Genomic DNA, 11,072 nt, shown 5'->3' on the forward strand with positions numbered 1-11,072 from the left:
GGAGCGCCGCCGGGCCGGCACATGACGGCACCGCAGCGGCGTGCCGAGCCTCGCTTGAGCAGGCGGCGCTTTGCAGGTCGGGTATGTGCGGCACAGGTGCGCAAGTGCAGGGACCGCGCGGCGAGTTCGCGGTGCCCCGCGGTGCCCCCTGGCGCGGCGCCCCGGCCGCCCGCGCGTCGCCCGCGGAGCGCCGCCGGGCCGGCACATGACGGCACCGCAGCGGCGTACCGAGCCTCGCTTGAGCAGGCGGCGCCTCGTCGGTCGGGTGCGGCTGGGTTGTGGCGGGTCGCGCTCACGCGGCGAAGCCGCATGGTGATGCAGCCCCGCGCCCTTGAGCCGGTGCCGGGCCGCGAGGGCGACGATGCGCGAGGAGGCGTACACACCGCTCACCGCCGTTGACACCGCGGGCAGCCGGGCACACCGCCCCGGACGGCATGGGCGAGTTGGTGGCCGCGAGGCACGGGGCGGGGTGTCGGCGGGGGCGCGGCGTCCGATCGCGTCGGCGCGGGCGAGGGCGTCGCGCGCCCGGGCGACGACCCCGGCTCCTTCGCAGGATGCGGCCCGCACTCCCGCGCTGCCGCGTTCGAACAGCGGCTCGCCGAAGTGCCGCTCGAGCCGCCGGAGTCGCGTGCTCACCACCGCCGCCCATCCCCCGTTTCACCCCCAGGGAAGGATCGCATCGAGAGGCGGTTATCATATGAGCGCCGCCTAGCTCGAAAGATAGATCTGTGACTGTCACCGAGGACTCGTTCACCAACTGGAAGAACCGCGAGGAGATCGCGGAGTCGATGATCCCGCTCATCGGGAAGCTGCACCGGGAGCGCGACGTCACCGTCCTGCTCCACAGCCGCTCCCTGGTGAACAAGTCGGTGGTCAGCATCCTCAAGACCCACCGGTTCGCCCGGCAGATCGCCGGCGAGGAGCTGTCCGTCACCGAGACCATGCCGTTCCTGAGGGCGCTGACCGCGCTGGACCTCGGCCCGTCCCAGATCGACATCGGCATGCTCGCCGCGACGTACCGCGGCGACGGGCGTGGCCTGTCCGTCGCCGACTTCACCGCCGAGGCCGTCGCCGGTGCCACGGGCGCCGCCAAGCTGGAGCGCCGCGAGGGCCGCGATGTCGTCCTCTACGGCTTCGGCCGCATCGGCCGGCTCGTCGCCCGCCTGCTCATCGAGAAGGCGGGGTCCGGCAACGGCCTGCGGCTGCGCGCCATCGTGGTGCGCGGTGACGCGGGCCGGGCGGCCGAGGACATCGTCAAGCGCGCCTCACTGCTGCGCCGCGACTCCATCCACGGCCAGTTCCAGGGCACGATCACGGTCGACGAGGCGAACGGCACGATCATCGCCAACGGCAACGTGATCAAGGTGATCCACGCCGACGACCCCACGTCCGTGGACTACACGGCGTACGGCATCAAGGACGCCATCCTCATCGACAACACCGGCAAGTGGCGCGACCGCTCGGGCCTGTCGAAGCATCTGCGCCCCGGCATCGACAAGGTGGTCCTCACCGCGCCGGGCAAGGACGACATCCCCAACATCGTGCATGGCGTCAACCACGACACGATCAAACCGGACGAGCGGATCCTGTCCTGCGCGTCCTGCACCACCAACGCGATCGTTCCGCCGCTGAAGGCCATGGACGACGAGTACGGGGTGCTGCGGGGACATGTGGAGACCGTCCACTCGTTCACCAACGACCAGAACCTGCTGGACAATTACCACAAGTCCGAGCGCCGTGGCCGCTCGGCGCCGCTCAACATGGTCATCACCGAGACCGGTGCGGCCTCCGCGGTCGCCAAGGCGCTGCCCGGCCTCAAGGCCGGCATCACGGGCAGCTCGATCCGGGTGCCGGTGCCGGACGTCTCGATCGCGATCCTCAATCTGCGCCTCGCCCGGCGGACCACCCGCGAGCAGGTGCTCGACCATCTGCGGAACGTGTCCCTGACCTCGCCGCTCAAGCGCCAGATCGACTTCATCAACGCGCCCGACGCGGTGTCGAGCGACTTCATCGGCTCGCGCCACGCCTCGATCGTGGACGCCGGCGCCACCAAGGTGGACGGCGACAACGCGATCCTCTACCTCTGGTACGACAACGAGTTCGGCTACTCCTGCCAGGTCGTCCGGGTCGTCCAGCACGTCTCCGGCGTGGAGTACCCCACGTATCCGGCCCCGGCGGTCTGACCCCGGCCGGCTCCCCGCCGGCCGCCCACCACCGTACGCACCCCCGTGATGCCGTCGACCGACACCGGTCGACGGCATCGCTGTGCCGCGGCGCGGCCGGTGGCCGAAAGGCGTGAACAACGCCTCCGTCGCCTGGAAGACCGGCCTGTGGTACTGGAACACCCAGTCGGGACCCGGCACCATGACCCCGCACAACGCCATGGTCGGCGGCGCCGGCTTCGGCCAGACCATCCGCTCCATCAACGGCTCCCTCGAATGCGACGGCCGCAACCCCGCCCAGGTACAAAGCCGCGTCGACGCCTACCAGCGCTTCACCCAGATCCTCGGCGTCACACCCGGCGCCAACCTCTACTGCTGAGCCGCCGCTCCCCCACCCGCAGGAAACGTCAGCTGTGCTCTGGGCCCTCGACGAGACGGGCGAGCTTGTCGAGGGCCATCCGGGTGCCGAGTTCGTTGTCCTCGCGGGGGACGACGTCCGGGACGCCCTCGTGACACATGACGACCTCGGTGCCGCCGTCCTCCTCGGTGAGCGAGGTCGTCAGCGTCATCGCACCGCGCAGCGCCTCCTCGTCCGTCTCGAACTCGACGCTCTCCACGACCAGTTCGTCCGGCACGAGCCGGGTGAAGCGACCGTGATACGTGTCCGTGCGCGGGCCGGACTTTCCCGGGCCGTGCGGGTCGTCGTAGGTGAGGGACACCCGGAACGCGCCGTCCTCGCGGGCGTCGAAGCAGTGCACGACGGCGGTCATGCCGTCGGGCACCCGCCACACGGCCACCGCGGCCGGATCGAGCAGTGCCCGGAAGACGGCGGCACGGGGCGCCCGCACGCGCCGGGAGACTCGGGTGGCATACATGCCGTCACCGTACTGCGCCCCACCGACAACCGCGGCCCGGCGCACGTCCGGGCCGCGGGGCCGTGTCCCGGGCGTCACACGAGGTGGGCGAAGACCACCAGGTTCTCCTTGTAGTCCCCGGCCGCGTGGTCGTAGTCCCCGGCGCAGGTGATCAGGCGCGCCTCGGCGCGGGCTGTGTCGGCGTAGACGCGGCGGTTCGGGAAGGCGTCCTTCTCGAACGTCTCGGCGCTGTCGACGACGAAGACGGCGTCCTTCCCGTCGGCGCGCCGCACCGTGAACCGGTCCCCGGTGGCCAGTTCCTCCAGTCCGGCGAAGACGGCCGCGGACGTCTTGGTGTCCACGTGTCCCGCGATGATCGCGGTGCCGGTCTCTCCGGGGGCGGCGCCCTTGGCGTACCAGCCGACGAGGTTCACGTCGTCGGCGGGCGGCGGCTGCAACTGCCCCTCCGCGTTCAGGGAGAGATCGGTGAACGGGGCGTCGACATCGATCTTCGGGATGAGCAGCCGCGTCGGCCGGGCGCGGGGCAGGTGTTTTCCGGTCGGCCGGGACAGGGACGTGGCGCCCTGGGCCTGCGCCGGTTCGGCGCTGTGATGTGTCTTCCCACCGATCAGGCCGGCGAACAGGAGGACGATCGCGACACCCCACACCACCAGGTGCCCGGAGGAGTGCGATCCCTGCTCGGCGGGGGTCGGGGACGAGTCGGGAGCTGCCATCGGACACCACCTCACTAGGGCACGGCAGCGCAGCGGTCACGACGTGCGGGCTGTCGGCCGCCGGCACGAGCGCTCGGCGGCCGCGGCCCGTGGGTCGCCATTGCGGGTCAGAACAACGACCCGTCGGCGTGCTTGCGGCGCAGCGCGTAGACGCCGGTGCCGAGGAAGGCCACGACGGCCAGGCCGCCGGCGGTGACACCCGAGGTGGCCAGTGCGCCGCCACCGGTGTGCATGCCGCCGTTGGGCCGGTCCTCCCGGTCGCCCCCGCTCCACGAGTCCTTGTTGCGTTCGCCGTCCGCGCCCTTCTCGCTGCCGTTGCCCTTGCCGGAGTTGTCCCGGTACGTCTCGGGGTCGAACCTGCTGTTGCCGCCGCTGTCCGTGTTCCAGCTGTCGTTCACGGCCGTGCCGAGCGCGCCACCACCGGTGTGCACACCGCCACGCGGCTCACCGCCCCGGTCGCCGTGAGCCTTCGCCGCCGCGAGGGCGCCGCCGCCGGTGTGCACACCGCCACGCGGCTCTTCGCGCCGGTTCTCACCCCGGTTCTCGCCTCTGTTCTCACCCCTCTCCTCGCCCTGGTCCTCGCCACCACGGGCCGGCAGCAGGCTGAGCGCGCCACCACCGGTGTGCACACCGCCACGCGGCTCTTCGCGCCGGTTCTCACCCCGGTTCTCGCCTCTGTTCTCACCCCTCTCCTCGCCCTGGTCCTCGTCACCACGGCTCAGCAGCCCGGTGAGCGCGCCACCACCGGTGTGCACTCCACCACGCGGCTCACCGCCCCTGTCCTCACCCCTGTTCTCGCCCCTGTTCTCGCCCCTGTTCTCGCCCTTGTTCTCACCCCGGTCCTCGTCACCACGAGCCGGCAGCGCGGTGAGCGCACCGCCGCCCGTGTGCACGCCACCGCGCGGCCGGTCCTCCCGGCCGTCACCGCGTGCGTCCACCGAGGTGAGCGCGCCGCCGCCGGTGTGCAGTCCGCCCCGCGGCTCACCGCCTCGGTCCTCGTCGCCGCGACCCGTCAGCGCGGTGAGGGCGCCACCGCCCGTGTGCAATCCGCCACGCGGTTCGTCGCGCCTGCTGTCGTTGCCTTTCTCCTTGTTGTACGAAGAATCACCACGGCCTCCTTCGTCGCTGCCCGAGGCAAGGGCGACGGGGGCGGTGATCGCGATGGCGGCCGAGGCGACCGCCGTGGCCAAGATCATGCGAGCAGAATGCATCAGGGAATCCTTCCGCCGTGGCACGGGCAGCCGATACCGCATCAGCTGGGATCACCCGGGCTCCGACATGAACCACCGTCAAGCACACACTCCGCTCGCACCATCCGGGCCGCCCAGCCGGGTTACCGTCGCACTCCACCCGGCCCACTGCGCCCCGGTCCGGGGCACAGTGCCGGTATGACCCCACAGGACACGAACCCTCTGGCCCGGGGCCGGGTCGCGACCCGGCTCCCCGCACAGGACCTGGAGCGCGCGCGGCGCTTCTACTCCGAAAAGCTCGGCCTGGAACCGGTCGACGAACGGCCCGGCGGCCTGCTCTACCGGTGCGCGGCCGGGGAATTCCAGCTCTTCCGGTCGGCCGGCGCCTCGCCCGGAACATTCACCCAGATGTCGTGGCAGGTCGACGACATCGAGACGGTCGTATCGGAACTGCGGCGACGCGGAGTGGTGTTCGAGGAGTTCGAGTTGGCCGCTGAGTACGGCGGCGGCCGGACGCGGGACGGGATCGCCGAGGTCCGGGGGCACTACCGGAGCACGGGCGCGCGGGGCGACCGCGGGGCCTGGTTCCGCGACAGCGAGGGGAACATGCTGAGCATCGGCCAACCGGTCTACTGACCCGCTCGTGACGCGCGGCGCGGCCCGACCGGTTCCGCTGGTGACGCGCGGCGGCGCGACCGGTTCCGCTCAGTCCGCGAGCCCCGCGGCGACGGTCGCGCCCAGCTCCCAGCACGCCTCGATGTCACCCTTGGCGGGCTCGCCCGTCACCGTCACGGGCTCGGCGGCGCGGCGCCAGCCGAGACCGGTGGTGATCGACTCCATCCCGCGCACCGCCCCGGTGACGTCGTTCCCGCCGTGCACGTAGTAGCCGAAGGGCCGGCCGCGGGTCTCGTCAAGACAGGGGTAGTAGACCTGGTCGAAGAAGTGCTTGAGCGCGCCGGACAGATAGCCGAGGTTCGCCGGGGTGCCGAGCAGATAGCCGTCCGCGGCCAGGACATCGCCGGCGGTCGCGGACAGCGCGGCCCGCCGCAGCACCCGTACGCCCTCGATCTCGGGTGTCGTGGCGCCCGCCACGACGGCCTCGAACATCGCCTGGCAGTGCGGCGACGGGGTGTGATGCACGATCAGCAAGGTAGCCACACCCCGCACCCTGCCGTGGCGGGACTCCCGCGCGCAAAACGGCGCCCGGCGCGGCGCTCGACGCGCCGGCCGGGCGCCGGATCCGGGAGGGCACGGCCGGGGCCGGACGCGTGTGTCAGGCGCGGTGCCCCGTCCGGCGCAGGACCACGAAGCCCGCGATCACGAGTGCCGCGCCGAGCGCGCCCGGCCACAGCTGCGCGCCGGTGTGCGCGAGGCCGCCCTGGGCCGTCTGCGGCGCCGGCCGCCCGGCCGCGGTGGGATCGCCTGCCTGTGCGGCGTCCGGCGTGCCGGCCGGTGCGGGCGCCGTCGTCCCGGTGCCGTCGCCGGTGCCCGCGCCGCCCGGTCGGGCGGCCGGGTCGGTGCGTCCGGGCGAGGCCGTCGCGTAGACCCGGGGTGCGGTGGTGCCGGAAACGGTGGGCGCTCCGGTGTCGGCCGGTTCGGTGGCCGGCGCGTCGGCCGGGGGTGCGGTGGGCGGTTCGTCGGTGCTCCGGCCGGGTTCCGGGTCGGTGCCGGTGCCGTCGGTGGGGGCGGCGCTCGACGCGGGCGGCTCGCCGGGCCCGGGCTCTTCGCTCGGCGCGGGGGCGGCGCCGGCGCCGCAGGTCCTGCCGCTGTTGATGCAGTCCGTCATCTCCCGCATCAGGGCCTCGTCGAAGACGTTGATGAAGTCGCCGTGGTCCGTGACGGGCTTGTGCAGCTGCTCGGGGAAGGAGTCCACGGCGAACAGCGGGACCGTGCGCCCGCCGTCGGTCAGGCTCGGCGCGTCGACGTCGTAGACGATGCGCTGCACCAGCTGCGGGATCGCCCGGAACCCCGCGGGGCAGCCGCCGTCGGCGGTGGTGAAGGCCACGTGCGTGCGGTGGTTGGCGCTGTCGGTGTTGCGGCCGTCCCAGCAGCTCTGGAACGCGAAGGTGCGCACGACGTCGCTGCCGGCCGGGCACAGCGGGTACTTGTCCTTCAACTGCCGGTCCTCGAACCCGGTGCAGCTCCAGGAGGCGTTGGCGTTCGCGGGGCCGTTGACGAACGCCTTCGCGTCTCCGGTGATGATCCGCAGCAGCCGCGGCATGGCCGTGACCTTCTCGCGCGGGTTGCCCCCGTAGGTGAGGGTGACCTGCTTGGGGGTGACGATCTGGCCGGCGTTGCCCTCGGTGCCGCCGCCGGGCGCGTCGGCGTCCCGCTCCCGGGTGCCGTTCTGCAGGCGCAGCACCGGCCAGTAGTACGAGGACTTGTCGCCCTTGTCCACACAGCTGGTGTCCGCGCCCGCCAGGTCGTCGTCGCCGGCGAAGGCGTTGTTGGCCTGGTTGCCGATGTAGTCGTGGAAGTGGTGGGCGCCGTTGGAGACACCCGGGGCCACGATCACGTTGTCGGAGTTGAACAGGCCGTTCGCGTTGACGCCGCAGTCGCTGGTGAAGCTGCCCCGGGAGGCGTCGGCGGCCGGTGGCGGGCTCTGCGGGCCGGGCTGGACCGTGGTGATGTCCTGGTAGTCCGAGGCGACCGGGCCGTTGCCCCCTTGTCCGCTGCCCTGGCCCGGCGCACCGCCGGCCTGGTCCTGACCGCCGCCGTCCTGCTGCTGCGCGGCCCCGTCCTGCTGCTGTGCGGCGCCGCTCTCGTCCCGGCCGCCGTCCGTGCCGTCGCCGGACCGGTCATCGGCCGGGCGCAGGGTGCACTCGGCCAGTTCGTCCAGGCCCTGCGGGCCCTTGCCCGCCCGGTCGATCGCGTCGGCGATCCGGCCGATGGCCGCCGCCCGCTTCTCCTTGAGCGGGTCCATGATGGCGCCGCCGGTGAACCCGGGGTCCTGGCGCCGCTCCTGCGGCGCCTCCTGGAGTTGCCGGTAGGCGGCCGCGATCTGCTCGTCCAGCAGGGCCAGTTCGCGGTCGACCTCGCCCCTGGCGGCGTCCGGCACGCTGGTCAGGCGCGTGCCGACGTCGGGGCAGTCGATCGTGGCCGCGCCCGCGGCCGACAACGTGCCGCTGCCGCTCGTTTCCCGACCGCCGCCTTCGGTGGCCGACGCGTACACGTTCGCCGCTATCAGCCCACCTCCGCCCAGCATCAGTGCGACCGCTGCGAAGGTCGCGCGCCGTGCGCCCGTCGGCCGTCTGCGCGTAGTGCGTCCCACGGAAAGTACCCCTGCGTCTCAGGTCGTCTCGGCATGGAAATCCCCCGGCCCCATACGGCTGCGGGCCCCCATGTGTTCAACCGCCCCACAGATTCACGGACACCTCATGGAGAACGCAATGCGGAGGCACCACCGGCAGCCTCGACACCGGTCACCGAATGTGCGCGGGTCATTTCTCAAAGCGACGCATTCGCCAAGTTCCAGGTTCATATTCCGTGAGAAAATGGTGTGAAAACGTCGCTTTTCACGGGTCGGCGTCCGACGGGACGGCAGGGGCATGAACGACACGGATGACATCGACTACGCGGCCGTGTTCCAGGCATGGCCCGGCATGGTCGCCCTGCTGACGCCCGACCTCGTGTACACGGACGCCAGCGAGGAGTTCCTGCGCGCCTCCGGCCGCAAGCGGGAGGACGTGGTGGGACGGCACCTGTCGGAGGTCTTCCCGGACAACCCGGCCGAGCCCGCCGCGACCGGCATGCGCAGCCTGGAGGCGTCCCTGCTGCGGGTGCTGGCCACCGGTGAGCGGGACGCGATGGCCCCGCAACGCTACGACCTCCAGCACCCCGACCGGCCCGGCCACTGGGACAGGCGGTACTGGAGCCCGGTCAACGCTCCGGTGCTGGACCGGGACGGCAGGGTCGCCCTGCTGGTGCACCGGATCGAGGAGGCCACCGAACTCGTCCGGGTGCGGCGCGAGGCCGGCGCCGGCCGGGGCGAGGCACTGGAGTCCGAGCTGTACCGGCGCGCCTGCACGCTCCAGGACGTCAACGAGCGGCTGCGTCAGGCGCATGCGCGCGAGCGCGAGGTGGCGCTCGCGCTGCAGAAGGCGATGCTGCCCGCGCCGCGGCAACTCGGCGGCCACCGGGCCGCCGTGCGCTACCGGCCCGCCGTCGGCGCGCTGAACGTGTGCGGGGACTGGTACGACCTCGTCGACCTGGTCGACGGCGACCGCATCGCCGTGTCGGTCGGCGACGTGGTCGGGCACGGCCTGGAAGCGGCCGGTGTCATGGGGCAGTTGCGCAGCGCCCTGAGCGCCGCCTCACGCGTCGCCGCGGGCCCCGCCCAGGCCCTGGACGTCCTGGGGCGCTACGCCCATGTGGTCGACGGCGCCGAATCGGCCACGGCGGTGACGACGTTCATCGACTTCGACGCGCACACCATCGCCTACAGCAGCGCGGGCCACCCGCCGCCGGCGCTCGTCCACGCCGACGGCCGTGTGGATTTCCTCGACCGGGCGACCGATCCCCCGCTCGACGCCCGGCCCGATCCCCGGCCGCGCCGGCAGGCCCTGACCACGTTCGGCCTCGGTGCGTCGCTGGTCCTGTACACCGACGGGCTGATCGAGCGGCGGCGCGAGGACATCGACGCCGGTCTTGCCCGCCTCGCCGACTCCCTCGGCCGCCACCGCACCGCCGAACCGGAAGCGCTCGCCGACGCCGTACTGCGGGAGTTGCTGCCGCCCGAGGGCGCCACCGACGACACCGCGCTCATCGTCGTCAGGCTGTGACGGCCGGGCTGCCGGACGGATCACACACCGGCGTATCGGGCATTCCCCGCTCCAACCTTCACACGGGGCACACAAGTTGGCTAGGTTGACGCCCAGGCCGCCCGGTGCACCCGGCGAACCCCGTCGGGCCGCGTGGCCTGCGCCGAGTCCGGTGGCCGCCGAGCCGGCCGGAGCCGGGGCCCCGACCGACGACGGGGTGAACCGGCCCGACCGCCCCGCGCGGGCAGGGGCCGTGGGGCACGCCTTCCGGAGCCGTACGCCCGCACCCGACGGCCGACCCGGCAGGCGGAGCACGGAAGGAGTGCGTCGCCCATGGCGCCGGAGAGCCGCGACGAGGTCCGGCAACGGATCGACAGCCTGTACGACCAGGCCGAGAACGCCACCGGGAACTACAACGCGACGCGTGCGATGACCGCCAGAACACGGACCCGCGGCGTCCCGCTGCGCAAGCGGCCGGGCGGGCGCGGCGATCCCGCCCTCGACGAGGTGGCCCGGCAGTGGTTCGACGTGGCGCGCGCGAAGCTCGGCCCGACCGTTCCGGCCGTGCTCCCGGCCGACCGGATGCCCGAGCGGCCGGCCGCGAACCGCCCCGGCCCGACCCCGCGGGAGGCCGCGGGCCGTTCCGTGCCCGAACTGCCCCCGGGGCCGGCCGGCCGCGCCGTCGCGGAACTGACCGGCGGCCCGATCCCGGCGCTGCCGGCCGGCCCGGCACCGGCCCTGCCCGGCGCCCCGGCACCCGAGCCCACCGGCCGCCCGCTCCCGGAGCCTGCGGCTCGCTCCGCGCTGGAGCCGGCCGCGGGGCCGGTCGCCGTGCCCGCCGTGCCCGGACAGCGGCGCGAACCCGAGCCGCCGAACGCGCCGGCGCCGGCGCCGGTTGCGCCCGCCACCGGGCCGCGCAGGCGCTCACCGGCCGCCGCCAAGGAGAGCAACCGCCGCAAGCTCGCCGCGGCACGCGAGCTGCTGACCCGGCACGCCGCGCGGCCACCGGAGGCGGTGGCGACGGCGTTCGAGCCGCAGTCGGAAGCCGCGGCGGCTGCGTTCGAGCCCCGACCGGAACCGATGGCGACCGCGTTCGCCCCCCAGCCGGAACCGGTGCCGACGGCATTCGAGCCGCGGCCGGAACCAGTGGCGACGACGTTCGCCCCCCAGCCAGAACCGGCGGCGACAGCGTTCGCCCCGCAGCCGGAAACAGTGGCGACGGCATTCGAGCCCCGACCGGAACCAGGGGCGACGACGTTCGCCCCCCAGCCAGAACCAGTGACGACCGCGTTCACCCCCCAGCCAGAACCGGTGACGTCGGCATTCGAGCCCCGGCCGGAACCAGGGGCGACGACGTTCGGCCCCCAGCCGG

8 protein-coding genes and 2 pseudogenes are annotated in these 11,072 nt (G+C 73.3%); 5 read left to right on the forward strand and 5 right to left on the reverse strand.

The window, feature by feature from the left end; all coding sequences use genetic code 11:
- Positions 1-728: 728 nt before the first annotated feature.
- Positions 729-2,183 (forward strand): glyceraldehyde-3-phosphate dehydrogenase, encoded by a 1,455-nt coding sequence (locus ACIRFL_RS22720; protein ID WP_404031170.1) that lies wholly within the window; start codon positions 729-731, stop codon positions 2,181-2,183.
- 115 nt (positions 2,184-2,298) lie between these two features.
- Positions 2,299-2,541 (forward strand): annotated as a pseudogene (locus tag ACIRFL_RS22725) (chitinase); the annotation flags it as partial.
- Positions 2,542-2,569: 28 nt separating this feature from the next.
- Here ACIRFL_RS22725 and ACIRFL_RS22730 read toward each other — a convergent pair.
- The 3 genes from ACIRFL_RS22730 to ACIRFL_RS22740 form a co-directional block, all read right to left on the reverse strand.
- Positions 2,570-3,037 carry an SRPBCC family protein gene (locus tag ACIRFL_RS22730; RefSeq protein WP_404031173.1) on the reverse strand — a complete coding sequence of 156 codons (468 nt, stop codon included), beginning with the start codon at positions 3,035-3,037 and terminating at the stop codon, positions 2,570-2,572.
- Between the two features lie 74 nt (positions 3,038-3,111).
- The gene (locus ACIRFL_RS22735) at positions 3,112-3,750 is read right to left on the reverse strand and encodes a class F sortase (protein ID WP_404031176.1); all 639 of its coding nucleotides are present in this window, start codon (positions 3,748-3,750) and stop codon (positions 3,112-3,114) included.
- 107 nt (positions 3,751-3,857) lie between these two features.
- Positions 3,858-4,946, reverse strand: a complete 1,089-nt coding sequence (locus ACIRFL_RS22740) for a hypothetical protein (RefSeq protein ID WP_404031178.1) — start codon at positions 4,944-4,946, stop codon at positions 3,858-3,860.
- A 192-nt stretch (positions 4,947-5,138) separates the two neighbouring features.
- Between ACIRFL_RS22740 and ACIRFL_RS22745 the strand changes: the two genes are divergently transcribed.
- Positions 5,139-5,576 carry a VOC family protein gene (locus tag ACIRFL_RS22745; RefSeq protein WP_404031181.1) on the forward strand — a complete coding sequence of 146 codons (438 nt, stop codon included), beginning with the start codon at positions 5,139-5,141 and terminating at the stop codon, positions 5,574-5,576.
- A 69-nt stretch (positions 5,577-5,645) separates the two neighbouring features.
- Here ACIRFL_RS22745 and ACIRFL_RS22750 read toward each other — a convergent pair whose 3' ends face one another.
- The gene (locus ACIRFL_RS22750; protein ID WP_404031183.1) at positions 5,646-6,098 is read right to left on the reverse strand and encodes a flavodoxin family protein; all 453 of its coding nucleotides are present in this window, start codon (positions 6,096-6,098) and stop codon (positions 5,646-5,648) included.
- A 115-nt stretch (positions 6,099-6,213) separates the two neighbouring features.
- Entirely contained in the window at positions 6,214-8,145 is a 1,932-nt protein-coding gene (locus ACIRFL_RS22755) for a DUF1996 domain-containing protein (RefSeq protein ID WP_404031298.1), read from the reverse strand.
- Positions 8,146-8,488: 343 nt separating this feature from the next.
- Between ACIRFL_RS22755 and ACIRFL_RS22760 the strand changes: the two genes are divergently transcribed.
- Both ACIRFL_RS22760 and ACIRFL_RS22765 read left to right on the forward strand, forming a co-directional pair.
- The gene (locus ACIRFL_RS22760) at positions 8,489-9,721 is read left to right on the forward strand and encodes a PP2C family protein-serine/threonine phosphatase (protein ID WP_404031185.1); all 1,233 of its coding nucleotides are present in this window, start codon (positions 8,489-8,491) and stop codon (positions 9,719-9,721) included.
- A 312-nt stretch (positions 9,722-10,033) separates the two neighbouring features.
- Positions 10,034-11,072 (forward strand): annotated as a pseudogene (locus ACIRFL_RS22765) (hypothetical protein); the annotation flags it as partial.

Origin of the sequence: Streptomyces sp. NPDC102462, from assembly GCF_044765425.1 — a bacterium.
GTDB lineage: Bacteria > Actinomycetota > Actinomycetes > Streptomycetales > Streptomycetaceae > Streptomyces.